Origin of the sequence: Acinetobacter sp. WCHAc060025 (genome assembly GCF_004209355.1) — a bacterium.
Taxonomy (GTDB): domain Bacteria; phylum Pseudomonadota; class Gammaproteobacteria; order Pseudomonadales; family Moraxellaceae; genus Acinetobacter; species Acinetobacter wuhouensis.
Genome location: NZ_SGSX01000013.1, coordinates 47,627 through 73,323, shown reverse-complemented (window position 1 = coordinate 73,323; position 25,697 = coordinate 47,627). Strand labels below are relative to the sequence as shown.

Below are 25,697 nucleotides of genomic sequence, written 5' to 3'. Positions count from 1 at the left end.
GATATGTATATTTATTGAAGGCGATGTAACGCAAGTTTCGCTAAATTATACAATGCTTGACGGTATGCAGAGTCAGGTAAATGGTTTAAAGCTTGTAACGCAGCTTCTGTTTCTTCGGTTGCACGTTGGCTACAATATTCCAAAGCACCAGAGCTTTGTACAATCTGAATAACACGTTCCAAATCTGCTGTACCGCCAGTCGCAATGCTTTTACGAATGATTTCGTGTTCTTCACCTTGCGTATTGGCTAAAGCAGAGATTAACGGCAAAGTTGGTTTTCCTTCCATCAAATCATCACCGATATTTTTACCTAATGTTTCAGCATCGGAAGTGTAATCTAAAATATCGTCAATAATTTGGAAGGCATTCCCAAAGTGTCCTGCAAACAAGCGCATCGGTTCGCGGTACTCTGGTTTTCCAGCAATGATTGCCGCGCCTTCTGTTGCAAGCTCAAATAAACGAGAAGTTTTACCATGAATAATATCGAGGTAGGTTTGTTCAGTGGTTTCAGGCTGATGCTGTGCTTGAAGTTGTAAAACTTCACCTTCGGCAATTTCACAGGTTCCTGTCGAGAAGTCTTTGAGTAAAACCATATTGTCGAGGTCAACTAAAAGATCGAAAGCACGTGAAATTAAAAAGTCACCGACCAAAACTGCTGTTTGATTGTTCCATGTTGCATTTGCTGTAGGACGACCACGACGTAAACCAGATTCATCGACAACATCATCATGCACCAAAGTTGCGGTGTGTAGCATTTCGATAATCGCAGCCAACTTACGGTAGGGTTCCATTTGTGCATCAGTTGCACCACAAGCCTTTGCTGCAAGTAAACACATGATCGGACGCATGCGTTTACCGCCAGCTTCTACCACATGCTTACTGACTGCCATGACTAAAGCGACTTTTGAAGTGATCCCTTCATTAATAAACTTGTCCATCGCTGCAAAGTCTGTAGCTACAGGCGCGAGAATATCTTGCTTAAAGTCGATGGTCATAGGGTGGGAGCCTCATGCAAATGCGTTTATCTGACTAGTGTAACAATTAACATGGATGAATGTTGCCATAGAAAGCAGACATCGTGCCTGAATCTTAATGATTTGCGTTTTATTTGTCCAAAAAAGATAAAACAACAAACATTCAATTCATCTTTCTTATGCGCTACATAGTAGCGGATTTGATTTAAAAATCTATTTCAATTTAAGAGAGTTTTGAGAATATTTTTTATGTATTCAATGCTTAAACCCTAAAATGCATCTGATATTTAGATTAATTTGCATACAAACGTAATATTTGATGGAAATGACTTGTTGTTTAATTCATTATCACTTAAAATCTTTGCCCTTGTATAACCCCCAGTGGCGTTCGTTTTAAGATCGGTATATTCCTTTATCGGCACGACGACACGGGCAAGTTGGAGTACGTTATGTACGCAGTAATCCAAAGCGGTGGTAAACAGCACCGTGTTGTTGAGGGTGAAACCCTTAAAGTAGAATTGTTGAAAGCTGAAACTGGCGCAACTATTACATTTGATGATGTATTAATGGTTGTGAATGGCGAAAGCATTCAAATCGGTGCTCCAGTTGTTGCTGGCGCAAAAGTAACTGCAGAAGTGGTTGGTCATGGTCGTCACGACAAAATCCGTATTGTTAAAATGCGTCGTCGTAAACATTACCGTAAACAACAAGGTCACCGTCAATGGTTCACTGAGTTGAAAATTACTGCGATCGCAGGCTAATCCACTAGGAGTAAATAGACATGGCAACTAAAAAAGCCGGTGGTTCGACTAAAAACGGTCGTGACTCGAATCCTAAAATGTTAGGTGTTAAAATGTACGGTGGTCAAGCTGTGACTGCTGGTAACATTATCGTTCGTCAACGTGGTACAGAATTCCACGCTGGTGCAAACGTAGGTATGGGCCGTGACCATACTTTGTTCGCTACTGCTGACGGCGTAATCAAATTTGAAGTGAAAGGTCAATTTGGCCGTCGCTATGTATCTGTTGAAGTGTAAGCTTTAAGAGTACAAAAAAGACCCGCTTTATTGCGGGTTTTTTTATGATCTGGAAAACTATTTACGCTGAATCAGTGAGAACTAGATCTCCATCATCATGAATGAATTTCTACATTTCTATCCAATAACAATACAAAACTTCTTATTTTCTCAATTATTACCTGCCCAATTTGGTTTAAGATAGGTCATCGAATAAATAACAACTGTATCGACTTATTTGGTACAGGTATAGAAAAGGTGAACCTATGAAAATGCTTCGTAAAACGATGGGTGCAGTAGCAATGAGTGCGGCTTTGCTTGCACCAGTCATGATGAGCACAACAGTTTTTGCAGCAACTGCTGCATCGGAGCAACAAGCGACTGCGAACTTGGTGAAACAATTGAGTGGCGTGAAGAGCTTTACTGCAAACTTTGAACAAACGACCAAAGTAGCGCAAACAGGTAAAGTCGCTCAGAAGAAAGGTTTAACCGCGCAACATATGAATCAGACTTTTAAAGGTGTGATGAAAGTTGAACGTCCGGGTAAATTCTTTTGGCAAACTACAACACCATCAAAACAAACGATCGTGACTTCAGGACGTACAGTATGGATTTATGATCCAGACTTGCAGCAAGCAGTTCGTCAAAGCTTAGATGAGCAGGTTGCGAATACTCCAGCATTATTATTGAGTGGAAATGCGCAACAAATTCAAAAGGCATATCGTATTACTCAGCCAAATGCAGGCAAAACTTATTACACGCTTTATCCTAAACAAAAAGATGGTGCTTTCCAAAGTTTGACGATTAGTTTTGGGGCAAAAAATGCGCCGACATTGATGATTTTACAAGACTCATTGGGTCAAACAACGACTGTACGTTTTAACAATGTCAATGTAAATGCATCAATTCCAGCATCGACATTTAACTTTGTACCACCAAAAGGTACTGATATTATTGATCAATAATTGATGATTGTTCATTCGCTCATAAAGTGAATGATTTGATTATTTAAAAATTGATTTGGCATGATCAAAAGCAATCTTCGGATTGCTTTTTTTATGTCTAATGAAGTTGAGCAAGGCGAGATTGATTTTTATAGAGGTCTTGAACATGTTTTGTTTTATCTCTATTTTTCAGATATAAAAGAACAAGAATAAGTTCAAAAGCTAAAAGATATTCTCTGAAATAAAAAAAAGGTGCTTGAATGTCTCGTCATCAAGGTAAAAAAGAATTTCCCTATGCAAAGATGACGACTTTTAAATCATTGAAGAATAGGGTTTTCCAAAAAATAATTACAATAATTGGAACATTTTTAAGAAGACGTTCTACATCTACAGAACATCATATTTACCAAAACATAGTCTATCAGCCCGTCGCAGAATCAGAGCTTCGTGAATTCAAAATTGTTGGTGAAATTCCACAACATTTAAATGGATTATTGCTTCGTATTGGTTCAAATCCTATTCATGTTCAAAATCCCACTTTATTCGATTGGTACTTAGGTGATGGCATGATTCATGGTTTGAAGTTGCAAGACGGTCAAGCCATTTGGTTTAAAAGTACGATGATTGCAACGGATCGCATTCAAAAAATTAAGAATTTACCCCAAATTGCTGGTTATCGCCGTGGTGCACATGATGTGGTCAATACCAATATTTTCGGTCACGCAGGTGAGTTGTGGGCTGTGATTGAAGCAGGTGCATTTCCAATTTGTTTGGATGATGAGTTGAATGCGCAACGTTATCAGTTGTTTAATAGTGATGCAGATTTACCATTTACGGCACATCCAAGAAAAGACAATAAAACAGGGCATTTGCATGCGATTAGTTATGATGCTTTGGATGCTCAAAATGCCTATTATCAAGTGATTGATGAATATGGTGATTTGATTCACCTGACACAAATCCTATTACAGCATGGTCCAATGATTCATGATTGTTTAATCACAGAATTAGATGTGATTATTTTTGATTTCCCACTGACCTATTCATTTAAGCGATTATTACAGGGTAAAAGTGTGCCATATCATTGGAATAATCAGCATACTGCGCAAATAGGCATTTTGAAAAAATATGGCAATGCTCAAGATATTCAATGGATTGAGGTAGATCCTAGTTTTGTCTTTCATGCTGCCAATGCATATCGTGATCAAACAGGACAAATTGTTTTAGATGTATTGGTGCATGATACTGATTTTGAGCATTCACAACATGCTGCTTATGAGCAACAACAGGCGAAGTTAGAAAGATGGGTTGTTGATTCAGATCTAAAACATTTAAAAAGAAGTGTGCTGGATAATCGGATTCAAGAATTTCCAAAAATTGATATGCGCTTTAATGGTCTTGCGTATCGTTATCTTTATACATTAAGTTTTCCCGAATCAGGCTTATTTAACTTTCTGATTATTCATGACTTGGTTTTAAATCAATCTGTGACGTATGATTTTGGTGAAAAATGGGCGATTGGTGAAGTAAGTTTTATTGCAGAGCATGAACACTACACTGAAGGTCAAGGTTATTTGATGATGTATTTGCATCACTTGGATGGTGAAAGTTCAAAAGTGGTTATTCTCAAAGTAAATGGTTTAGAAATTCAAGAGCAAGCTGAAATTGATTTGGGTGTTCGAGTACCTTTGGGTTTTCATTGTAATTGGGTGAGTTTAGATATTATTCAATAAATCAAAATGATAAGTTAATATTTGTGTAGATATGGCATTGATATATGTTGGATTGTTATTGGTACATTTTAAAATTTGATTGGTTATATATTTAAACTGTTGCTGTTTTAAGCTATGAAATACGATAAAACTACACTTTTTAATTTCATTCAATAACAGAGATTTGTATAGTATCTAATTAGTAGATTTATAAAGTATAAAGGTCGAAACCAGACATGTTACTTCGTGCAAAAAAGCAATGGTTGTATGCGATTCCTGTATGTACAGCGGTTTTATTCGCAGTAGGCTGCCAAGAAAAACCTGCACCACAGGAACAAACAAGTGCGCCAACTGCTAAGTCAGAGCAAACACCGCTGATTCAAGCCAAAGTTGAACGCGTAGACGTACTTAAAAAACAGTTCTGCGATGAGGATGGCTGTACGCAGTATGATTTGCAAACTATCAAAAGTAATGTGCCGTGGATTGATGAGTATTTCTTAAATCGTATTAAAAAAGATGTGCCGAGTGCGTTTGAAAAAGACCAAGCCAATGCGCCAGCTCAGAGTGAAACACAGCCTTCACCAAAAGGTTTAAACCAAAATTCGATTTATGTGCGTTTTATTTCGCAACAAAATAATTTAGCGACATTTGTGATCCAAACTTATACCTACCCAGCAGGTGCAGCACATGGTATGTATCACAATGAATATGTGACCTTTGATTTGACTACGCAAAAACGTTTAGCACTCACCGATATTTTAAAACCTAATGTTGAAGCCAAGGTGGCTGAACAGTTATATGATGCTAATGCCAATTGGTTGATTCAAAAGGATATTACTCGTGATAAATTACAACTGAGCGATAACTATTATTATGGTGTAAATGGCATAGTCTTTGTTTACCCATTGTATGAGCTCACTTCCTATGCGGATGGTATGCCAGAATTAAAACTACCATACCAAGTGGCGAAAGATTTGATTAAAGCTGAGTATTTACCAAGCTTACCGCAAGTTGAGCCCGTTGTAGAAAAACCTATTGCCCCGTAAATTGCATTCAAATCATACAATTCATAAATGTCACATGCTCTGTCACTGTATTTTTTGCAGTGAAGAGCTTACACTATAGTAAGTTTTTTTCTCTTATTTAGATTGACTATGATCGACCCGAAATTAATCAGAAATAATATCGAGGCTGTAAACTTAGCCTTAGCCAAACGTGGTGTACAACTCAACGTTGAAGAATGGGCATCATTAGAAGCTCGCCGTAAAGACATTCAGTCGAAAACTGAAAACTTACAAGCGGAACGTAATTCGGGTGCGAAGCAAGTTGGTCAAATCAAGAAAGCAGGCGGTGATGCATCTGAAATCATGGCGCGAATGTCTGCAATTGGCGATGAGATCAAAGCTGCTGAAGTTGAATTGAATGAACTTCAAGCTGAACTTGATGCAAAACTCATGTCTATTCCAAACATGCCACATGAGTCTGTGCCTGAAGGTAAAGACGAAAGTGATAATGTTGAAATTTTGAAATGGGGTACACCTCGCCAATTTGACTTCGAGATCAAAGACCATACTGATCTTGGTGAAATGATGGGTGGTTTGGAATTTGAAACTGCAACCAAATTGACAGGTACACGTTTCAGCGTATTGAAAGGTCCATTGGCGCGTTTGCAACGTGCATTGACGCAATTCATGTTAGATACCCATACGCTTAAAAATGGCTATACCGAAGCCTATGTACCATATTTGGTCAATGCAGATTCTTTACGTGGTACAGGTCAATTACCTAAATTTGAAGAAGATTTATTCAAATTACAAGGTGAAAAAGAATATTACCTGATCCCAACAGCAGAAGTGCCTGTCACCAATTTCGTGCGTGATGAAATCGTTGATCCTGAGCGTTTACCATTAAAATATGCGGCACATACACCATGTTTCCGTAGTGAAGCGGGCTCTTATGGTCGTGATACGCGTGGTTTGATTCGTCAACATCAATTCGACAAAGTTGAAATGGTGCAAATCGTGAAACCTGAAGATTCTATGCAAGCTTTGGAAGACTTAACAGGTCATGCTGAAGGCATCTTGCAAGCACTTGGTTTGCCATACCGTAAAATCGTGTTATGTGGCGGTGACATGGGCTTTGGCGCTTGCAAAACCTATGATTTAGAAGTTTGGGTACCAAGCCAAGACACTTATCGTGAAATTTCTTCATGTTCAAATATGTGGGATTTCCAAGCACGTCGTATGAAAGCACGTTACCGCGCAGACCAAAAGAAAACTGAATTTGTGCATACGTTGAATGGTTCTGGCTTGGCTGTAGGTCGTACTTTATTGGCGGTGATGGAAAATTACCAACGTGCTGATGGTTCGATTGAAATTCCTGAAGTATTACGTCCGTATATGGCGGGTGCGACATTTATTGACTAAGCATTTAAAAGTCAAAAAGTCGATGATAGGTAGCGTGTTGTGCATGAATATTGCTGAGTACAATCAGATTTGAACTTTTGAGGAACACAGTGGAAATTTTCCCAATTTCATTAAAGCTACAGGGGCAACCTTGTCTGATTGTTGGTGGTGGGCACATTGCCTATCGCAAGGCAGTATTACTTGCAAAAGCAGGTGCAATTATTCATGTGATTGCACCTGAAATTGAAGAAAGTCTTTTAGATATTGTCCATTCTACACAGGGGCAATATCATCCTGAAAAGTTCAGTTCTGAACTTAGCCTAAGTAGTTATCGTTTGGTAATTGCTGCAACCAATGATAAAGCCGTCAATCAGTCAGTTTTTGAAGTCTGTGAAGATTTAAATGTCTTGGTCAATAGTGTCGATGATCCACCACATTGTCGATTTATGGTACCCGCAATTATCGACCGTTCACCGTTGGTGGTTTCTGTTGCGACCAATGGCGCTTCGCCTGTATTGGCGCGTCAAATTCGCACTCAACTTGAAGCTTCTATTCCGCATGGGATGGGCAAGCTTGCGGATTTTTCAGGAAAATGGCGCAAAGTTGTCAAAGAAAAAATTAGTAATCCTGATGAGCGTCGTATTTTTTGGGAAGACTTGTACGCAAGTCCATTGAAAGAACAAGTGTTTAATGACCATATTGATGAAGCGGATCGTTTAATCGAACAGGCTTTAACGGAGTGGCAAAAACCAAAAGGTGAGGTGTATTTGATCGGGGCGGGTCCGGGTGATCCTGAATTATTGACCTTAAAAGCACTGCGCCTGATGCAACAAGCTGATGTGATTATTTATGATCGTTTGGTATCACCTGCGATTATGGAGCTTTGTCGCCGTGATGCTGAAAAAATTTACGTCGGTAAAGCACGTTCCAATCACGCTGTACCACAAGAGGGCATTAATGCGTTATTGGTTAAATATGCGTCGCAAGGCAAACGTGTTTGTCGTCTAAAAGGCGGTGATCCATTTATCTTTGGACGTGGCGGTGAAGAAATTCAGGAACTCTTTGAGGCAGGTATTGCTTTTCAAGTGGTTCCAGGGATTACCGCAGCATCAGGTTGTTCTGCTTATGCAGGCATTCCACTGACTCATCGTGATTATGCACAAAGTGTTCGTTTTCTCACAGGGCATTTAAAAGAAGGCTCGCCTGAGTTGCCGTGGCAAGAATTGGTTTATGAAAATCAAACCCTTGTGTTGTATATGGGCTTAGTTGGTTTAGAGAAGATTTGTGAAAAACTGATCGCACATGGGCAACGTCCAAATATGCCTGTTGCATTGATTTCCAAAGGGACAACACCTGAGCAAAAAGTGGTGGTCGGTACTTTGGCAGATATTGCATCGAAAGTGGAAGAACATCAAATTCAAGCACCAACTTTAACCATTATTGGTGAAGTGGTGAGTTTACGTGAACAGTTAAGATGGCGATAAAATCTCCCCCGCCCCCTCTTTAAAAAGAGGGAGTTTCTCCCTTTGAAAGGGGAAGCTTGGTGGGATTAAGAGCAGTAGAGAAAATTTGTGATACATGTTGTTTTATACGAACCTGAAATTCCTGCAAATACAGGGAATATTATCCGTTTATGTGCCAATACAGGTGCGCAATTACATTTGGTCAAGCCGTTAGGTTTTGAATTGGATGATAAAAAGTTGCGCCGTGCAGGATTGGATTATCATGAATGGGCGCACATGAAAGTGTGGGAAAATTTTGCTGAATGTCTTGCGCATTTAAAAGTGCAAGGTATTGATCAAGATGCGATTTATCCGTTAACCACCAAAGGTTTTGAAACACCACATACCTCGAATTTAAATCGTCCTGTGGCTTTATTGATGGGACCTGAAACTCGTGGTTTACCTGAAGATGTACGTATGATGTTCCCTAAAGAACATTGGATTCGTTTACCGATGGCACCGAATTCACGTAGTTTAAATTTGTCCAATGCGACTGCTGTGATTTTGTATGAAGCATGGCGTCAGCAGGGTTTTCAGAAATTAAAATAATTTTCGATATTCAAATGCTCTCGGATGAGAGCATTTTTTTATGTCCTATTTCTCTCAATTCAGAATCAAACTATTCAGGATCTTTTAAATAAGTCACTGTTTCTGAATAAGGTAAGTTGGCATCTTCTTTAATCAAGATATTGATTTTAACTACTTGATCTTTATTGAGTCGAATTCGTTGATTTGAATTTAACGCCTTTTGGATGATTTCACCAATATAATGATCACAGCCTTGATCTGCTCGACCTGCAGCTTTTACGTTTAAAACAGTGCCATGAATGATAGTAGGCTGTGTTTGTTCCTGTTCCAAACCATTGCGATTGAAATAAATCGTTTGGCTCGAAGCATCTTCCAAGAGTTGCACTTCAAGATTGCATGAATTGACAAATGAAGCAAAGGCGGTGCAAGGGAAGATTAAACTTATGAATAAAAGTGTGCGCATAAGCCATTTCCTGCTTTATTCAGGTCGATAAATCTGCCCATCCTGACCATCTGCTACAGTGATACCCAATTGATTTGCCTGTTGGATAATAAAGGGTAAAATCTGTTCAACTTTGGAATAGACAATTGCCAACATGCCCATGTCGTGGCTGAAATTATTGATCATTGGACCATCCGCCCATGGCGAGTCATCCATAGCAGGATCATCCTCTGCAAAGTCGCATAGACAAGGATAGTGAGTAGTTAGTTGAGCATGTAGTTGTTGTAATTGTGCTGCAACAGGGCGTTCATCTTCATAATATGCTTCACGCAAGGCTTCAATTTCCTGCCATGCTTGTTGCTGATCAGCAGGTAATTTTTCAATAATTAAGTCAATGCTATAGCTCATAGGAATTCTAATGCTTGGTTGTTATTGAATAATTTATAGCCTATGGATCAGCTGAGATGGGTAAAGAATTGTATTTCCTGATACTCCCCAATAGTGATTTAACGTGTTCAACAGCTTTCGGTGCTTAAGTTGCTTTCGGGGATCGCTTGTGATGCATCAAACAGTCGCTGTGCGCGAATCACATGTTGCATATTCTCCTCTGCCCAATTTTTAAAAACCAAAGCTGTTCCTGCAAATTCAATTCCCAGTGGCGTCAGTGCGTACTCAACTCGAATCACGTTATTTTCATGAATCGTGCGGGAAATAAAACCATCACGTTCCAAAATTTTTAACTTTTGAGATAGCACTTTTGGAGAAATACCTGTGAGGCTTTTTTTTAGCTCATTGAAGTGCTGTGATTGACCATGCAGTCGGTAAATGATCAGAAGAATCCATTTATCTGCAAATTTATCAAAAAAAGATCGTGCAGGGCAGTCAGGGTGAAAAATATTAAAATTGAATGCCTTAGTCATAATTCAATCCTCTGTAATAACCATAATTCGCAATAAATATTCAGTTGAGTGACCAGTTACCAAGTGGTAACTAATTGATACTTAGTTTCAAAAGTATATCATAAATCTATTCTTTCATATCAGTCCCTAAAATTGATCAGTGCAGCATTTTCATTTGAAACTGAAAAGTCGTTTGAGATGTCGCAGATCAAAATTTACAAGAGTGCAAATACAATGAAAATAACAGATGCTGTGGTTTTTATAACAGGTGCCAATCGTGGCTTAGGGCTTGTACTTGCCAAAGAAGCAGTCCAACGTGGTGCGAAAAAAGTCTATGCAGGTATGCGTAATACCGACAATTTTCATGAGCAAGGCATGATCGCTGTACACGTTGATGTTACCAATCCTGAGTCAATTCAAAAAGCTGTGGCAGAATGTGGGGATGTCAGTATTTTGATTAATAATGCAGGCATTGCACGTCTGAATCAAAGCCCTGTAGATGCTGAAATTGTTGCAACTACACGTAAAGTTTTAGAAACCAATCTATAAGGCATGATCAATAGCACGCAACAATTTTCTCCTGTGTTATCCGCTCAGTCTGAAAGTTATATCGTCAATATCTTGTCCGATGTATCTTGGCAACCCAGTACATTTTTAGCCAGTTATGCCATGTCTAAAGCTGCGGCATGGTCTTTTACCAATAGCACACGACAATGGTTTGCCAAATCTAATTTGCATGTGATGGGTGTCCATGTTGGTTTTATCGATACTGATCTGACCCAAACACTAGATATTGAAAAAGTTTCACCGAAAGTCGTTGCTGAACATGTTTTTGATGGGATAGAGCGTAATGCTTTTGAAGTGGTGATTGGTGAGTCAAGTCAGCAATTGAAACAGGGACTAACAGCACCGATTCCAAGTTATATCAGCCTTTAATTTTACATTCTTTTTTATTCAACAGATCAAGAGGTTTTCACATGTCTAAAGTCGCCGTAGTTTATTATTCAGGTTATGGTCACACTAAAGTTGTGGCTGAAAATTTTGCCAATGAAATTCAGGCAGATTTAATTGCGATTGATCAACAGGGCAATATTTCTGAACAGGAATGGACAACTTTGGATCAAGCCGATGCAATTGTTTTTGGTGCACCAACTTATATGGCTTCTACGCCTTGGCAGTTTAAGAAATTTGCAGATGATTCTTCAAAGCGTTGGTTCATTCGTGCTTGGCAAGATAAAATTTTTGCAGGCTTTACCAACAGTGGCAGTATCAATGGCGATAAGCAAATGACACTGATTCAGTTACAGGCGCTTGCTTTGCAACATGGTGGTATTTGGGTGAGTTTAGGTATTCTGCCTTCCAATAAGAAGTCTGCTGCTCGCAATGATATTAACTATATGGGAAGTTTTGGTGGTGCGATGGTACAAAGCCCAGCGGATGCTTCAGCAGAGGAAATTCCACAAGGTGATTTGGATACGGTACGTGCTTATGCACAACGTGTAAAAACGATTACAGATAAATTTGTGGGTTGATCACAGCAAAGTGATTAAAAAAACAAAAGGCGCATTCAGCGCCTTTACTTTTTAAATCTATTTTTATTGTATTTCAATATCTTAATTAAAAACATTGATATATCGTAAGATTTGTTAATCTATTGCAATTGAATTAAAATGCTTTTTAAAATTAAGTGCAACATTTTTGCAACAGGATTGATTTTAAAATGGCAACATATCAAAAAAGAAAAAAAGGTATAACTGCTACAGTTAGGATCAAACCGCATCCATCACAATCTCAAACATTTACAACTATGAGAGATGCTAAATCTTGGGCACATGAACTGGAATTAAAATTAAAAAATGAAAAGAAAGGTGATTACAATCATATTTTATTTAAAGAAATTTTGGAAGAATATAGAGACAATGTTTCAGTTCTCAAGAAGGGTGCAGATCGTGAGCGATCTAGAATAAATCAACTTATAAGAATCATGGATGTTGAAACACCATTAATAAACATAGATTTTGATTACCTTGTTAGATATAGAGAATCAAGACTAGAAGAAGTTTCTTCAATGACAGTTAGAAGAGAGATGCAGGTTTTAAGTGCTGTGTTGACGTGGTGTGTAGATACGAAACTCTATTTAAAAGAATCCCCAATGCAAAAAGTTAGACTACCAAAAATCTCAGATCACCGTGAACGTGTAATCACAGATTGTGAAGTTGAAATACTACTCCCATTCTTAAACAACGAATTAAAGTCTATTTTTTTACTTGCGCTTGAGACAGGCATGCGTCAATCAGAAATTTGTGAATTGGAGTGGGAGAGAGTTCAGATCGATAAAAAATATTTGTTCTTAAAAACCACTAAAAATGGACGATCCAGAGAAGTCCCTTTAAGTAAAAACGCACTAGAGATACTATCTAAACTAAATGCAAGAAAATCAGGACGTGTTTTTAAATACGAGGCTAAATATGCTAGTTATGATTTTATGAAAGCACGCATTGAAGCAGAATTATTTGATATTGTATTTCACGATACTCGACATACGGCAGCAACACGAATAGCTTTAAAATTGCCTTTATTGGATCTGTGTAAAATGTTTGGTTGGTCAGATCCAAAGCGGGCAATGATCTATTACAATCCTACAGCTACCGAGATTGCATCGCGGCTTTAACCGCCTTTAACGAGTATTTCCCCTGAGTGTTGGTTAATCTCGTTGTTTTACACATATTTTTAAATATGTGTCGAGTTAAACCAGGGATGCGTTCACAGAGCTGACCAATGTTTAATAACTCGTCTTCTTTCTCTTCAAGTGCTTCTAGCACTGCTTTTTTGCACACACGATCGATAAGAGATTCAAGCTCGGATTTTGGCATAATTACCATGTCACTCCCCATCAACCCTCCTCCTTTTCTTTAAAATACGGTCTTTGCTCAACCCAAAATGCTTGTTTTTCTGCCAGTGTTGGCTTTTTTTGAATATCCATTCACGCCACCTGTCTTCTAAGGCTTTCAATAAACTTGCGACCATGTTTTAGATACAAATTTAGAAAGTTTTTATATGCTTCTTGCATCGGCTTATTCATCACACCGAAGCTGTTAATTTCCATTGTTTTTGAGCCTCTACGCCAGTACTGAACAATGGCCTGATGCCTTACAAAATTCGCTTTGCAACCAAAATTCAATAAGTGAACTTCAAAGAGGATAGCAAGGTTTGGGTGAATGTGTTTCATGCTGCCACCTCATATTCTGCATTCAACTCAGCCATTGCCTTATCAACAACAATATTGAAATTAATGACTGCTTGTTCAACACCTGCAATGTCCAAATCTTTTGCAAATACCCGAATAATCACAATTTGCAGATGCTCAGGCAGGCGAGGGTCAAAGCTAATAAAGTCACACCATTTACGACGAGTACACGCCAATTGCCAAGTGATCTGCGGAATGTATTCAGCAGGCACTTCTTTGGTGAGTAACGTGTTCAAATGAGTTGTTGTAGCAGGGCATTTAACCTCAATTTGACCATCTAAATTAATCAATCCATCTGGCGAAGCACCACTTAATTTAATAAACGGATGATCAATTAGCCCTGCGCCTTTAACAAAATTGCCTGTCTCATTTTCATAAGCGGCAATCGCATTTTCTTCCTGATCTATACCCCATTGCATTGCTTTTGAGGCTGGAGTTTCCTCCTGAACGCCAGTAATGCGCTCAGAAAGAATTGTTAATGTTAGGGCGTTGTATTTCTTACCTTTAACTGGTTTTGCGCCAATATCTTTAATACGACTTGCAGTCACTTTGCCGCAGCGATCTGCAAACCAACCTTCACTACGTTGGAGAATGGTCATAGGTTTCTCCTTGGTGTGATAAGGCTTGATCTGCGAGTTCAGCAACTTGTTTTAAAGCAACTGAATGAGTGGTCCAGAAGTGTTTTTTACAATCGCCTTTAGGTAGGGCGATATAAGCCTCCTGAAGTCGATTTGATCCGTATTGCGCCTCATTTTGAAAATGAGATAAAAACTCATCCTCAAATTCTTGATAGTCAGTAGGCACCGAACTCCCAATTGCTTTTTGAGTGTCAGTAAACAACTCAGATCCGCCGACCGTAATTTCCTTGCCTTGCATTTCTTCGACGGTGTATTCGTTTCCGATTTCCTCTGGAAAGGCTTTGCGCAAAGCACCAGCTTCAGCACATTTAGCTAATTGGCCACGCTTGCGCTTCGTCCACATTGAGTTCAGGCCGCCATCCTTAACAGTGGCGCATGCTTCTTCAAAATACTCGGTGTGGCAGAACGGAACCTTGTCACCATGGATGATCCGGTACACAGTCACGGTGCATGACTCTGGAACCGTGTGCACAACATTGCCAAACTTAATATCAACCATCGGGCCAAATACTGGTGCATCTTGACCTGCATACTGGTTGGTACGTGTTGCGGTAATTCGGTGCTCAGTGATAGACGGCATAATCACATCACGCCATTGCGATTGACCTGTTTTAGAGTCCTTCACGCTCATTGGTACGATATGGCAAGGCTTCTTCATGATGTCGAGATTACGTGCTTTCGCATACTCAACCGCCATGATGATTGACTCAGGTTTTGCACCTGGAAAGATTGAAGATGTAAGGGCAGACCACATCGATTCGTCAAGGTTATAATCTTTGATTGATAAGCCTAATTGACTTTCAACTTGAGCTACTGCATTCATATTCTTATTCCTTAAAATTTGATCGAAACGTGAGGCACTAAGCCTTTATTGATTGCGTTCAGAATGGCTTTACCCTGATCAACACTCACACCAAGATCAGTCAGACCTTTAAGTGCTTCACTGCAAATTAGTTTTTTATGAGCTTGGTCGGCTTCACGCGCTTCAGCTGCTTTACGTTCAGCCTCAGCTTTAGCAATCTGTTCAGCCTCAATACGCTTACGTTCATTTTCAGCAGCTTGAGCAGCACGCAATTCAGCAGCTTCTTTTTCAGCTTTTAATCGAGCTTCACGTTGTTCAGATTCTGCCTTTTCACGTTGTGCGCGTTCAGCTTCAAACCGTGCTTTTTCTTCCGCCTCACGAGTGGCTTTTTCAGCAGCTTCACGGGCAATTTGAGCTTCGCGCTCTTGTTGTTGGCGCAAGATTTCAGCTTGACGCAAACGCTCCAATTCAGCCTGTTCAGCTTCGTATTTTTGACGGTCAGCAATACCTTTTCTTAAAAGCTCAATAGCTTCATATTTCGCAAGCTTTGCAGCTTCTTCATACTCCTCATATGACGAGTCAATCACCAAATGGTTTTCAAGCCAGTCCAGACTCTGTTGTAATTCCGACAACATAGTGTCGACATACCAGTGAGCAGAGCTTTTAATTCTTTCTATTGAATTTTCATGCTTCGCCACACGATCCTTTTCAGCCTGCTCCCAAGCATCACGCGGTGCCAAGATTTCATTACGCAGTTCATCAAACTTCTTAACAGTCGCAATGCGGTCATCATCAATAAGCTTGATTTGAGCCTTTTGCTCGGCAACCAATTCCTTGCCACACTTCTCAATAAATGTCTTGGATTTACTAATTTTTAGAGCGAGTGAGCCAATCTGATCTCGTCCTTTTTTAGTGGTCACATCAGGCACATGTGAACGCGCTTCTTGAGCAATGCGCTCGAATAATTCAGCAGTACCGCCTGGTTTGCGAAATGCAGCAACAACAATGTTTTGATCGGCAATTTCTAATTCTAATTTCGCATTCATCCGTAAATCTCCTCTGCCATATCTTCCGCAACGTAAGTAGCTTGCTGTTCAGATTCCTTTAAAAACTGCTCTTCACACCAATCCACAATCGACACATTCAACACACGTAACTGCTCAGGAAGTAAGACAAATTCATTGCCTTCTTTGGTTGCTACGGCATCGGCTTTCACTACAGTTACCAGTGTGTTTTTAATTGCTTTAAAAGCAGGAATATCAATTTCATGGCAGTTTTGTGGATCTGAATCACCAACTGCAAAACCTTGTGTGCATTCAAGTAATGGCATACTGCATTCTATTGACGCATCACTGATAAAATCGAAGCGATACTGAAGCGTGAATTCCACCTTGCCATCTTGAATAACAATGTCCTCTGCCACTTCAAAATCAGGAAAGACAGGGGCAAGGATTAAAGTGTTAGCTTTGATGTTCATTGATCACCTCGCAAAATCGCAGCGTTAATTTCCTCAACCTTAAAATCCTCAATGTAGAGTTCTTTAAGGTTATAAAAACTTGTAGCTTCTGGTGGAGTGCTTAAACCCTTAGCCCATGATTGTTTGATGTACCCAAAAACATCATTGTTGCAATCGTCATAACCAAGAAGGACTAAGCGAGCAGCCTCTTTGTAAATATCATCAGAGTTCTTAACATCGAAGCTACAGTAATTAATGCCTTCAATATCTTCAGCGGAAGGGTTTGCTAGGCTTTCCGAAAGCTCGATTTCAATCTCAACCTCAACCGTCATGGTTACTAATTTTTTAATACCCATTAGCGCTCTCCCTTCGCAATCGCAGCGTTAATCTTTTGAATCTCATAACGATCAACATAAGCATTCACAGTCTCGTCATGACGTACGACATTGAGAATGTCCAGAAACTCTACTGAAGCACCATCAAGCTTGTACTCGACATAAATGTTGTAATCGTTGGCTTTGACAGTAGCGATACAGGTTTCAATGCAAGCACGGTTAAGCACTTCGTATTTTTGAGCTGTGATAATCACTTGATGACTATCATCAGCAACTTTGGCAGGCTGGAAAGCGTAAGCTACTACTATCCCCGCGCTGATTGATGCTGCAATGAATGCAGACTTGAGAATATTGAATTTAGTTGTCATAATGACCTCGTTGTGTTGAAGCCTGTTTGATGTGAGAGTCGGCAGGCTTTTTTGTGTTTACGAGGTTTAGTTTAGTAAACTAAACAAAACGAGTCAATACTTTTGTTTAGTAAAATGAACTTTTTTATTATTTTTCTGAACATTAATTTTTAAGCAATAAAAAACCTGACATATAGTCAGGCTGCATTTTTTGTGAGTGATTACCAACTTTCTAAGCTAGATATTTGCCAAACCCAACCGATAATTTCCAATTGCTGATCAACTACTTCTTGGGCATTTAAATGTATTTCTGGGAACTCTGTAGAATTATCAGAAACAATGCGCACACCGCCTAAAGGCAGGTTGTATAGTCTTTTGCAATAGAACAAGCCACCAAGACAAATAGCAAAAATTTTCCCGTCTTTTATATTCCTTCTTCCGAGATCAACATGGATCGTATCGCCATCTTTAATGGTTGGACTCATTGAATCACCGATTGCAGTCGCTGCCACAGCATTCTCTTTTGTAATAGATAGATTTCGTAGTGTTGCTTTAGACATTCTTAATTTGCGTGTTTCATTAGCGATGGCCTCGCCAATAGAGCCGCCACCACAAGCAAAAGAAAAATCTTTAAAGAATGGAATTTCAATCTCGTCATCATCAAGAGGGGTATTGCTATCCCAAGGCTCAACTTGTGTAAATTCAGGTGTTGAATTTCCAATTAATAACCAACTAGAGGTAGTTTTTAACACCTGGGCTAGTTGAACCAATCTCTTTCCAGTTGGATTGTTTACCCCGTTAATCCAGTTGGTAACAGTCCCCTTGCTCGCCCCAGTGGCAGCAACCAAGTCCTTGTGCTGAAGGCCAAGCTCTTTCATTCGCTGAGCAATTCTATCTGATGTGGTCTGCATAATAATAAAACCTTATGTTTGTTTAAAATACTAAACAAAAAAATTGACATATTCCTAAACTTATTGTTCAATAAACTAAACATAGTAGTTTAGGTAAATAAACATGACCGTAGATGACTTGCGAGCTTTCTATAAAGCTAAAAGTGACGCTGATCTCGCTCGAATCCTTGGTCGAGATAGATCTGTGATTAATTATTGGCGCAAAGGTATCCCGTTAAGCACCCAGGCGGTTTTTGAAATATCAACCAAAGGGAAACTAAAAGCCAAACTTGGAAAGCTAAGCGCATAGGTGGGCAAATGGGGGTGGACGATATGAATGAAGCACTGGAGGCGGGATTCCTAGATGGAAAGCTTTGCAATCCTGTGACTGTGAAATTTAACGACAACACAAACCAAGCGATTGAAACCATTTGCAACGCACAAGGCATAACTGTTGCTGAGTGGTTAAGAGATTTAGCCATAAAGAACCTCATTGCTCGTAAGCGTGAGTTTCATCGTATGGAAAAACTATGGGGGCAGACAAAGGAAACTTCGACTACCTCGGCAGACAAAGAAAAAGCCTGACGGTCTAGGTCAGGCTTTTGTATTCAAAACTTTAGGAGCATTGAATGAAATCAAATTTAGCACACGAACCACCATCCCCACAAGGTGAGGTTGTTCGTTTTCCAAAAAATGAGCGAAAAGCCATGTCGGAAAAAAAGTTTAATTACGTCACTAGTATTCGCTCAATCAAGATGCACTCAACTACAAAGCATGTTGCTTTAACTTTGGCTACTTATGCTGATTTTGAAACAGGCATTTGCTACCCAACAATCCAAACCTTAATGGATGACACTGGGTTATCAAACCGTGTTGTTAGTCACCACATTAAGCAACTCGAAAAACTTGGTTTTTTGTTGGTAAAAAGATCAAAAGGAAGCAATTCAAAATACAAGTTCGTTGTAGAAAACATCACTAAAGCAGTGACGCAAAGTCACCACCTTAGAAAAACAAGTAGTGACTTTGACGGCATGGAAGTAGTGACTTTAATGCAGGAAGTAGTGACTTTAAGCGCACAAAGTAGTGACGCAGAGTCACACAAACATTCATTAACTACCATTAACTACCATGAAGTATCAGATAGTGTACTCGCACAAGAAAAAACCACAGGCGAAGATCAAGCAAAACCAACCACAAAAAAACGTGAGTCTGGAAAGACAAAAACATCAATCCCTAAAAATTTCACAATCAGCGATCAAGTCCGAACCTGGGCGCTGGAAAAAAACTACAAACACCTTGAGCAGCATCTTGAGTATTTCACTGCCAAGTGTGAAGCCAATGGGTACAAGTACCTGAATTGGGATGCTGCTTTCAAAACAGCAATTCGTGATGACTGGGCAAAGCTAAACAACAATCAGCAAACTAGCTACCAATCAAAACCAAAAGTCCAGCAAGTCCCTTTGATTGGCTCTAACAAGCTTAGAGCGGAACGCACTGTGAATACTTTTGATGCTTTGGAGATGCGCGATGTTTGAGTCAACTTTCCCTAGAAAATGGGCTGAAGAAATCATTTCTCGGATGCAGCGATATTACAGAGCCAAGTTCTCAGCAACCTTTCCAATGATTGAGGGTCAAACAGCAGAGCAGTATGAGGATGATCTGATTGCAACCGCATGTGAGGTATTTGAGGGCTTATCACCTGATGACATCAAGCGCGGATTGACTCGGATGAAGCGTTCAACATTCTGTCCAACATTCCCAGAATTTGCAGGATGGTGCGAACCAAAGACCGATGAATGGCTTGGCTCACACGAAGCATGGGCGATTGCTGAAAAGTCGATTGGTTTTGATGGTCAGGAATTAACAGTGATTTGGACTGAGCAAATGGCTCAAGCATTCAGTCGTTGTGAAGACTTGATTAAGACTGGTGATAAATACCAACGCGCCGAAGCAAAGAAAATCTTTTGTGATGCTTATGACCGCCTTGTGACTCAAGCCAAAGATCAGGGATTGAAGCCAATTTATGTGACTTCGCTCGGTACAGACAAGGATCAGCAGATTGCAGCCATCAATCAGGCGACTGTAGACGGCTTTTTAACTGCACCCGATGCAACTGCACTGCTAGAGCATAAACAAACCAAATTGGAGCAACTGAGCGAATCTGAGCGATATAAAACGATAGCTCAGGAAGCATTGGCGAAACTTGGACCACTGATTAAGCGCAATCCAGTCAACAGGATGACGGAAGAACACAAAGAGCCACAACCATGGGAGTCAATCGAGGACGAGCATATTGATCCGTTTGACAACTTCGAGGAATACAAAGCGGCACTACGAGCTGAGCAAAAGCCATTGCCGAATGCGGTGCGTTTTTTGGATGAACAAGTAGGGGGTGGGGTGTGAATGATTACCTAGAAATGAATCTTGAGCAGCTTCAAAAAGAACATGCCGAGCTTCTTGCTTTTAATGAAAAGCTAGACCGTGAGCGTAATGGATATCGTGATGATGCTCGCAAGTACGCCAAGAAAGTGCAAATGATTGAAAGCCTGTTTGTTGTACCAGGTGATGATCCTGAATTAACGCTTAAGGCCATTAAGACGATTGTGGAGCAAGTAGGAGGTGGGGTGTGAAGAATAAAACCGAAGTAAATCAAATTGCAGTTTTTGAGCGCGTCATTGCGGTTTTACAAGCTATCCAAACTACGCCAGTCGCATCAACTTCTGAACTAAGAGAACAAGTATTGCCTGATTTAAGTCTGAGAAGCGCGCAAAGGTACTTAAAGGGATTAGAGCGTGCAGGATATGTGCGTCGAGTGTTGTGTGGTAATTGTGGAGATGCGCGATATTTTTTAACAGAAAAATCAAAACAACTATTTGGGGTGAAGGGATGAAAAAAGCGCAATAAGAAATATAACCCGAACAAAATGGCGAATCTGTACAAGTCGCAGTCACAGCAACTTCACACGCTTGAGATGTCATTCAATATCGATGAAGTGAATGAAAACATTGATGCGTGGCGTGAAGAAAACGATTTAGCTGATAAGGAGTTGACACCAAAGCATGTGGTTTATGACGTATATCACGGTGATCTGATTATCTGTCTTAAGAACCTGTTAATTCCACTTGAGCAAGAGTGGTTTTTTGGTGTGGATTCGCATTACTACTCAGTTGAAAAAGATGAAGTGCTGACAGTGCCGACCCAGTTTCAGATGCCAAAAATGAGTTTTGAGCAATTCCGTTTTGGTTGTGATTCAACTGTGTATCGTGGGCATGGGCTTAAAACACGATGGAAAGGTATTGGCGAAGAACTGGGCGCAATCTTAGAGCAAGAAACGCTAGAAGGTTTTGAGCGTGTGCGTAGTGATGCATTGTTGCGTGTAGAGACTGCATTTAACAATGTTGAGGATTATTTGTATTTCAAACAGGCGAAGTTGCTTAGAACGCAAGGAGTAGCGGCATGACCACAACTACAAACAACCTAATCGAGCAAGTGGGCGGCATTGAAAAGGCGAAGGCGATTGTGGAGGGTGCTACTTTCGGCACTCACTATCGAGTCGATACAGGCAGAGTTATCTGCTGTCATAACGAGAATCATTTTTACTTTGCTGATCAGGTAAGACTTGGTGTTGAATTTGTTCGGATTAACGACCTCCGCACCGCCATTGAGCACCACTATTACGGACGATCTGAGGCGGAAGAACTTGCAGCTTATGCAGAGTTAAGCCATGAGAAAATAGAAGGTGGTGCAATGTTGGTTGGTGATTTTAGTGAGGCTAGAAAGATCATTGATAAGCAACTTGAATCAGATCACGTCACCGACATCCGTAATCACATCTCGCCAAATACGAAGGTGATCAACCATGGATAAATTAACGATGGCGCATGAAATGGCTTTAAAGATAGCGGAAAGCGGTGTGAGTGTTGATATTTGCGCTGGTCTTGGGTGGCGTTATGCGGATGCAATGCAAGCCGAAGCGGATAAGCGTCAAGGCGGTGTACCTGAGGCGATTTTAAAAGCATCGAATTCGAGCCAATTAGAATGGCAACCTGATTGGAGTGTTGCGCCTAAACACATGAACTATTTTTTCATGGATAGAAATGGATCAAAGTTTTGGACTGTGAATGAGCCTGACAAACCAAACAGAACAGAACATGTAATGAACTTTACTGATTGTGGTGGTGATTGTTACGCATACGCATCAGATCAAGACTATAAGGGCGACTGGCGCAACTCATTAAGAAAACGCCCTGAAATGGAGGTGGAACGTCGTGGATAAATTTAAATCTTGCCCTTCATGTAACGAGCAATTGGACCAATGCCTTTCGTGCGCTTCTTATGTTGTGGATGGTGAGCGCATTTACTACGAGAAGCTAAAGGATTTTGGTGCAACTCAAGATCATGAATTACGTTTTATTAATCGCATTCAAAAACATCGTACAACAGCATTTTTTCATAATGGGAAATTATACATCCCAAGTCGACAGGGCAGATCAGTTCCTTTGGCTATTGGTTTGCAGTGGGAGGCTTGGCAAGAGCAACAGGCTGAGATTAATCGACTTGAAGAATGGAATTTAAATCAAGCTCAAAGCATTAAAACTTATCAAAACGAAGATAAGGATCTAAAAGCTTTGCTTCAAAAATTGATTGATGATGAGTACACAACCATGCGGCCAAGTATGGCTTATGAAATTCAAAAAGCCCTGCGAGGTGAGCATGAATAAAAATCCAGTTACAGAACAAGATATTCGCTTGCCACAATTCCGCGATGCAAAGCTTGAGGATCTAGAATTTGATGGTTCAGGCGAGGTCGTTCGTAAAGATCGTTTTGAAACATCAATGCTGAAAATCTCAGGCATGCTGCATGGCGTTAATGGATTGTCTGCTCGTAATGGTTGGACGTGTGAACAGGTAGTTGAGGCAGTGGATCAGCTATTGAGATTTAAGCAATTAGTGATAGCGATCAACACCGCTCCAGATGACGCTGAGTTTTATCATTTTGAAAATGGTGAATTCATTAAAGTTATTGATCAGGAGCATTTGCAGATAGCTAGAGATGATCCAGAAAAATCCCATCTTGTTAATCATGATGTTTTTCTAAACGGATCATGGGAGCTTACGAGTGCGTGGATTGAATATATAAATCACTTAATCAGCATTGATGATATGAGGAAAGAGATTGCTGAATTTTGGCGAGGTGACAATGCTTAAACCACGCAAGAAGCAAAAATTCAACAACCGTAAAGTAGTGCTAGAGGGCGCTACTTTCGATTCTCGTAAAGAAGCAAGGCGTTACAGAGAATTGCAGCTATTAGAGCGTACAGGCGAAATCAGTGAGCTACAGACGCAGTTTGCGTTTGTACTTGCTGAGTCTGTCAAGTTTAAGAGTGAAGCGAGAAGAAAGCCTGCATTGCGTTATTTCGCTGACTTTGTTTATCGGGCAAAAGGTCAATTGGTTGTCGAGGATGTCAAAAGCGAGATAACTCGAAAGAAAGATTCTTATCGTATTAAAAAGCACTTGATGATGAGTGTGCATGGGATAGAAATTTTAGAGGTTTAAGGGGAAATCATGAACGCAGTAGTTAAGAAGCATTTTACAGTGGCGATGGATTGGAAACAAAAAACACTTGAACAATGGCTTGAGCAATATGGGTCTTGGCTGCTGATTGATTGTCATTATGAGCGTTTAGGTTATAGCAATCAGATGGGGCGATTGATTGATATAGCTAATGGTGTAATGCGTGATAATCGTAGAAGATCACTACCAAGATGCAATATCACAGATGATCAAGCGCAAGCTGTTGAAGATATGATTAATCATTTGATGGATACGGAAAACAGCAAGGTGAAAAAATGGCTGACAATTATGATTGATTATCATGTGAATGCTTACTCAGAAGAGCAGATATCTAGATTTTATGACATGTCTCGTTTTGCTGTAACACGAGATAAGATGTTGGGGCTTGTGCGTGTAGCGACCAGATTTAAGATAAATTCTCATTTAACAGGGTGATATTTGACTTGCCGTCATTACTTTGATAAATTTCGGTTATAGTGCACGAAGTATGTAAGTTGCACAGCAAGAAGCTCATCGAAAGGTGGGCTTTTTTGTTGTCTGTGAAAAGACATCATATCCCTGCTGGAGTGCCGACCAGTAGAACATGCCTTCGAGTAAACTTCCCTTATGGGGCTTGACTTGGGTGTGGCGACCCAAACTAAAGAAGATTGAAAGCAAGTAAAGCAAACCGTGCATGTTAGGTTGGTGTGATTGTGAGTAGCGGTAGATTAGTTGCCGAGCTGATCAATATCGTAATGAAGGCAAGGGTTTCGTTTCGTACGAAGCCCTTTTTAAATTAGATCGATTTCGTCCCATTTAAACCTATCGAATTCGAAACCTTTAACCCTGCATGTCGGGGTTTATTAATGCTTAGAGGGAAGTGAAGATGAACGACAATGAAGAATTATTAGAAGCGCTTGAATCAGTTGCTAACTTCATGCGCGGCATGGGCTTAGACCCACGTATCCCTAATGACACTAAAGAGGCATTGGGAGAGCGCACATCTGATATAGATAAACTTGTTCAGAAATATTTAGAAGATTGATTAAGTCTAAATTTTACCTTACCCCGAAAGGGGTTTTATTTTGTCTTGGAGAAAGTCATGGACAAAATCGAAGCACGTAAGAATCTCGACATTCTCAAAGCAAATCGCAAACGTCTTGAAGAATACAATCATTTGTTTAGTAGTTATGCGTTTAAGCAAGAGTGTCAGATTGCTTTAAGAAAAGTGTGTGAACAGATTGGGAATATTGAGGTGAAATTAAATGGAAGACATTCCGCTCGGTAGTTTGCCGCTTGAAGATGACCGTCGTGAACGTTTGGCTCAAGAGTACTTAAAGTGTCTAAATATCGCTAAGTCAGGTGAATTGGCAGGGTATGCAGACAAGAGTACGTCGTGGCGAGCTTGGAGTCATCCCGAAGTTCAAGAGCGAATTAACTTTCTAAAAGCTGAGCGCGCAAAAGAATTACATATTGAACAGGTTGATGTGTTATCTCGACTTTGGTCAGTTGCAACCGCAGATCCTCGTGAATTAGTAAAACACAAAGTTGTAAATTGCCGTTTTTGTTGGGGTGTTGATCATCAATACCAGTGGCGTGATGAGGAAGAATTTGAAACTGCCATGCAGCAAGCGATAGCTGAAGAGAAAGCGATTCAACAAGATATGCCTGAATATCAAGCAACATATCCAACTGATGATGGTGGTTATGGATTTAAAAGAACTAAACCACCTCATCCCGAATGCATCAAATGTGATGGTGAGGGTAAGGGCTACATTCACATTGAAGATACTTCAACATTAAGTGAGTCGGCTCGGCTGCTATATGCAGGTGCCAAGCAAACCAAAGAAGGTGTTGAAATTAAAATGCATGATCAGATGACTGCTTTGAAGTTGGTCGGTCAGCATATTGGGATGTTTAAGGATAAGATTGAACATGATATTTCTGACCCGCTCAAAGATTTATTGCAGCGAGCAAGTGGAAATACTTTAAAACCAAAAGGATAGT

General features: G+C 40.0%; 38 protein-coding genes and 1 pseudogene. 27 read left to right on the top strand and 12 right to left on the bottom strand.

The window, feature by feature from the left end; genetic code table 11:
• Positions 1-11: 11 nt before the first annotated feature.
• The gene (gene sdsA / locus EXE09_RS12375; RefSeq protein WP_068974448.1) at positions 12-995 is read right to left on the bottom strand and encodes an All-trans-nonaprenyl-diphosphate synthase; all 984 of its coding nucleotides are present in this window, start codon (positions 993-995) and stop codon (positions 12-14) included.
• Positions 996-1,423: 428 nt separating this feature from the next.
• Between sdsA and rplU the strand changes: the two genes are divergently transcribed.
• The 8 genes from rplU (at position 1,424) to EXE09_RS12335 (ending at position 9,101) form a co-directional block, all read left to right on the top strand.
• Positions 1,424-1,735, top strand: coding sequence for a 50S ribosomal protein L21 (gene rplU, locus EXE09_RS12370; RefSeq protein WP_010113102.1), 312 nt, complete (start codon positions 1,424-1,426; stop codon positions 1,733-1,735).
• 20 nt (positions 1,736-1,755) lie between these two features.
• Entirely contained in the window at positions 1,756-2,010 is a 255-nt protein-coding gene (gene rpmA / locus EXE09_RS12365) for a 50S ribosomal protein L27 (RefSeq protein WP_004828213.1), read from the top strand.
• Between the two features lie 245 nt (positions 2,011-2,255).
• Positions 2,256-2,954, top strand: a complete 699-nt coding sequence (lolA, locus tag EXE09_RS12360) for an outer membrane lipoprotein chaperone LolA (RefSeq protein WP_130117478.1) — start codon at positions 2,256-2,258, stop codon at positions 2,952-2,954.
• 239 nt (positions 2,955-3,193) lie between these two features.
• Positions 3,194-4,666 (top strand): carotenoid oxygenase family protein, encoded by a 1,473-nt coding sequence (locus EXE09_RS12355; RefSeq protein WP_130117477.1) that lies wholly within the window; start codon positions 3,194-3,196, stop codon positions 4,664-4,666.
• A gap of 215 nt (positions 4,667-4,881) precedes the next feature.
• Positions 4,882-5,691: an RsiV family protein gene (locus EXE09_RS12350; RefSeq protein ID WP_130117476.1), complete on the top strand. Its 810-nt coding sequence runs from the start codon at positions 4,882-4,884 to the stop codon at positions 5,689-5,691.
• A 108-nt stretch (positions 5,692-5,799) separates the two neighbouring features.
• Positions 5,800-7,071, top strand: a complete 1,272-nt coding sequence (gene serS, locus EXE09_RS12345; RefSeq protein WP_087553174.1) for a serine--tRNA ligase — start codon at positions 5,800-5,802, stop codon at positions 7,069-7,071.
• A gap of 89 nt (positions 7,072-7,160) precedes the next feature.
• Positions 7,161-8,534 carry a siroheme synthase CysG gene (gene cysG / locus EXE09_RS12340; protein ID WP_130117475.1) on the top strand — a complete coding sequence of 458 codons (1,374 nt, stop codon included), beginning with the start codon at positions 7,161-7,163 and terminating at the stop codon, positions 8,532-8,534.
• Positions 8,535-8,621: 87 nt separating this feature from the next.
• Complete coding sequence (locus EXE09_RS12335) at positions 8,622-9,101, top strand: tRNA (cytidine(34)-2'-O)-methyltransferase (RefSeq protein ID WP_130117474.1); 480 nt, start codon at positions 8,622-8,624, stop codon at positions 9,099-9,101.
• 70 nt (positions 9,102-9,171) lie between these two features.
• On the opposite strand, the gene EXE09_RS12330 is transcribed toward EXE09_RS12335, so the two are convergent.
• From EXE09_RS12330 to EXE09_RS12320, 3 genes are all read right to left on the bottom strand, one after another.
• Positions 9,172-9,543, bottom strand: coding sequence for a hypothetical protein (locus EXE09_RS12330; RefSeq protein WP_130117473.1), 372 nt, complete (start codon positions 9,541-9,543; stop codon positions 9,172-9,174).
• A 15-nt stretch (positions 9,544-9,558) separates the two neighbouring features.
• Entirely contained in the window at positions 9,559-9,930 is a 372-nt protein-coding gene (locus EXE09_RS12325; protein ID WP_130117472.1) for a hypothetical protein, read from the bottom strand.
• Between the two features lie 107 nt (positions 9,931-10,037).
• Positions 10,038-10,442, bottom strand: coding sequence for a winged helix-turn-helix transcriptional regulator (locus EXE09_RS12320; RefSeq protein ID WP_087553179.1), 405 nt, complete (start codon positions 10,440-10,442; stop codon positions 10,038-10,040).
• A 177-nt stretch (positions 10,443-10,619) separates the two neighbouring features.
• Between EXE09_RS12320 and EXE09_RS12315 the strand changes: the two are divergent.
• The 3 genes and pseudogenes from EXE09_RS12315 to EXE09_RS12305 all read left to right on the top strand — a co-directional run bounded on the left by EXE09_RS12315 (position 10,620) and on the right by EXE09_RS12305 (position 13,092).
• Positions 10,620-11,357, top strand: a pseudogene (locus EXE09_RS12315) (SDR family NAD(P)-dependent oxidoreductase).
• Positions 11,358-11,398: 41 nt separating this feature from the next.
• Positions 11,399-11,953 carry a flavodoxin family protein gene (locus EXE09_RS12310; RefSeq protein ID WP_087553180.1) on the top strand — a complete coding sequence of 185 codons (555 nt, stop codon included), beginning with the start codon at positions 11,399-11,401 and terminating at the stop codon, positions 11,951-11,953.
• 188 nt (positions 11,954-12,141) lie between these two features.
• Positions 12,142-13,092, top strand: coding sequence for a tyrosine-type recombinase/integrase (locus EXE09_RS12305; RefSeq protein ID WP_130117471.1), 951 nt, complete (start codon positions 12,142-12,144; stop codon positions 13,090-13,092).
• Positions 13,093-13,404: 312 nt separating this feature from the next.
• Here the strand turns inward: EXE09_RS12305 and EXE09_RS12295 are convergent, their stop codons facing one another.
• The 8 genes from EXE09_RS12295 to EXE09_RS12260 all read right to left on the bottom strand — a co-directional run bounded on the left by EXE09_RS12295 (position 13,405) and on the right by EXE09_RS12260 (position 18,157).
• Positions 13,405-13,650 (bottom strand): hypothetical protein, encoded by a 246-nt coding sequence (locus EXE09_RS12295; RefSeq protein WP_130117469.1) that lies wholly within the window; start codon positions 13,648-13,650, stop codon positions 13,405-13,407.
• Entirely contained in the window at positions 13,647-14,267 is a 621-nt protein-coding gene (locus EXE09_RS12290; RefSeq protein ID WP_130117468.1) for a lambda exonuclease family protein, read from the bottom strand. Before EXE09_RS12290 ends, EXE09_RS12295 begins: the two co-directional genes overlap by 4 nt.
• Positions 14,248-15,129: a phage recombination protein Bet gene (bet, locus tag EXE09_RS12285; protein ID WP_130117467.1), complete on the bottom strand. Its 882-nt coding sequence runs from the start codon at positions 15,127-15,129 to the stop codon at positions 14,248-14,250. The genes EXE09_RS12290 and bet overlap by 20 nt, the downstream gene beginning before the upstream one ends.
• Positions 15,130-15,140: 11 nt before the next feature.
• Positions 15,141-16,154, bottom strand: coding sequence for a hypothetical protein (locus tag EXE09_RS12280; RefSeq protein WP_130117466.1), 1,014 nt, complete (start codon positions 16,152-16,154; stop codon positions 15,141-15,143).
• On the bottom strand, positions 16,151-16,585 hold the full coding sequence (locus EXE09_RS12275) for a hypothetical protein (protein WP_130117465.1): 435 nt from the start codon (positions 16,583-16,585) through the stop codon (positions 16,151-16,153). The genes EXE09_RS12280 and EXE09_RS12275 overlap by 4 nt, the downstream gene beginning before the upstream one ends.
• Positions 16,582-16,920 carry a hypothetical protein gene (locus EXE09_RS12270; protein WP_130117464.1) on the bottom strand — a complete coding sequence of 113 codons (339 nt, stop codon included), beginning with the start codon at positions 16,918-16,920 and terminating at the stop codon, positions 16,582-16,584. The genes EXE09_RS12275 and EXE09_RS12270 overlap by 4 nt, the downstream gene beginning before the upstream one ends.
• Positions 16,920-17,267: a hypothetical protein gene (locus tag EXE09_RS12265; RefSeq protein ID WP_130117463.1), complete on the bottom strand. Its 348-nt coding sequence runs from the start codon at positions 17,265-17,267 to the stop codon at positions 16,920-16,922. The genes EXE09_RS12270 and EXE09_RS12265 overlap by 1 nt, the downstream gene beginning before the upstream one ends.
• A gap of 200 nt (positions 17,268-17,467) precedes the next feature.
• Entirely contained in the window at positions 17,468-18,157 is a 690-nt protein-coding gene (locus tag EXE09_RS12260; protein ID WP_130117462.1) for a S24 family peptidase, read from the bottom strand.
• A 103-nt stretch (positions 18,158-18,260) separates the two neighbouring features.
• Between EXE09_RS12260 and EXE09_RS12255 the strand changes: the two genes are divergently transcribed.
• The 16 genes from EXE09_RS12255 (at position 18,261) to EXE09_RS12180 (ending at position 25,696) form a co-directional block, all read left to right on the top strand.
• A complete protein-coding gene (locus tag EXE09_RS12255; protein ID WP_008303823.1) occupies positions 18,261-18,446 on the top strand; it encodes a hypothetical protein in 186 nt (61 codons plus the stop codon).
• Between the two features lie 23 nt (positions 18,447-18,469).
• Positions 18,470-18,721: a hypothetical protein gene (locus EXE09_RS12250; RefSeq protein WP_228257207.1), complete on the top strand. Its 252-nt coding sequence runs from the start codon at positions 18,470-18,472 to the stop codon at positions 18,719-18,721.
• 44 nt (positions 18,722-18,765) lie between these two features.
• Entirely contained in the window at positions 18,766-19,671 is a 906-nt protein-coding gene (locus EXE09_RS19085) for a helix-turn-helix domain-containing protein (protein WP_228257206.1), read from the top strand.
• On the top strand, positions 19,664-20,539 hold the full coding sequence (locus EXE09_RS12235; RefSeq protein WP_130117460.1) for a hypothetical protein: 876 nt from the start codon (positions 19,664-19,666) through the stop codon (positions 20,537-20,539). The genes EXE09_RS19085 and EXE09_RS12235 overlap by 8 nt, the downstream gene beginning before the upstream one ends.
• A complete protein-coding gene (locus EXE09_RS12230; RefSeq protein WP_130117459.1) occupies positions 20,536-20,766 on the top strand; it encodes a hypothetical protein in 231 nt (76 codons plus the stop codon). The genes EXE09_RS12235 and EXE09_RS12230 overlap by 4 nt, the downstream gene beginning before the upstream one ends.
• Entirely contained in the window at positions 20,763-21,026 is a 264-nt protein-coding gene (locus EXE09_RS12225) for a winged helix-turn-helix domain-containing protein (RefSeq protein ID WP_130117458.1), read from the top strand. Before EXE09_RS12230 ends, EXE09_RS12225 begins: the two co-directional genes overlap by 4 nt.
• A 33-nt stretch (positions 21,027-21,059) precedes the next feature.
• Entirely contained in the window at positions 21,060-21,596 is a 537-nt protein-coding gene (locus EXE09_RS12220; RefSeq protein WP_130117457.1) for a hypothetical protein, read from the top strand.
• On the top strand, positions 21,593-22,003 hold the full coding sequence (locus EXE09_RS12215) for a hypothetical protein (RefSeq protein WP_130117456.1): 411 nt from the start codon (positions 21,593-21,595) through the stop codon (positions 22,001-22,003). The genes EXE09_RS12220 and EXE09_RS12215 overlap by 4 nt, the downstream gene beginning before the upstream one ends.
• Positions 21,996-22,412, top strand: coding sequence for a hypothetical protein (locus tag EXE09_RS12210; protein ID WP_130117455.1), 417 nt, complete (start codon positions 21,996-21,998; stop codon positions 22,410-22,412). The genes EXE09_RS12215 and EXE09_RS12210 overlap by 8 nt, the downstream gene beginning before the upstream one ends.
• Positions 22,405-22,857, top strand: coding sequence for a hypothetical protein (locus tag EXE09_RS19080; RefSeq protein WP_228257205.1), 453 nt, complete (start codon positions 22,405-22,407; stop codon positions 22,855-22,857). The genes EXE09_RS12210 and EXE09_RS19080 overlap by 8 nt, the downstream gene beginning before the upstream one ends.
• Positions 22,850-23,344, top strand: a complete 495-nt coding sequence (locus EXE09_RS12200; protein WP_130117454.1) for a hypothetical protein — start codon at positions 22,850-22,852, stop codon at positions 23,342-23,344. Before EXE09_RS19080 ends, EXE09_RS12200 begins: the two co-directional genes overlap by 8 nt.
• A complete protein-coding gene (locus EXE09_RS12195; protein WP_130117453.1) occupies positions 23,337-23,693 on the top strand; it encodes a DUF1064 domain-containing protein in 357 nt (118 codons plus the stop codon). The genes EXE09_RS12200 and EXE09_RS12195 overlap by 8 nt, the downstream gene beginning before the upstream one ends.
• 9 nt (positions 23,694-23,702) lie before the next feature.
• Positions 23,703-24,146, top strand: a complete 444-nt coding sequence (locus EXE09_RS12190; RefSeq protein WP_130117452.1) for an antiterminator Q family protein — start codon at positions 23,703-23,705, stop codon at positions 24,144-24,146.
• A 430-nt stretch (positions 24,147-24,576) separates the two neighbouring features.
• Entirely contained in the window at positions 24,577-24,735 is a 159-nt protein-coding gene (locus tag EXE09_RS18825; protein WP_165382064.1) for a hypothetical protein, read from the top strand.
• A gap of 57 nt (positions 24,736-24,792) precedes the next feature.
• A complete protein-coding gene (locus tag EXE09_RS12185) occupies positions 24,793-24,978 on the top strand; it encodes a hypothetical protein (RefSeq protein WP_130117451.1) in 186 nt (61 codons plus the stop codon).
• Positions 24,956-25,696 carry a terminase small subunit gene (locus EXE09_RS12180; protein ID WP_130117450.1) on the top strand — a complete coding sequence of 247 codons (741 nt, stop codon included), beginning with the start codon at positions 24,956-24,958 and terminating at the stop codon, positions 25,694-25,696. Before EXE09_RS12185 ends, EXE09_RS12180 begins: the two co-directional genes overlap by 23 nt.
• The last annotated feature ends 1 nt before the right edge of the window (position 25,697 follow it).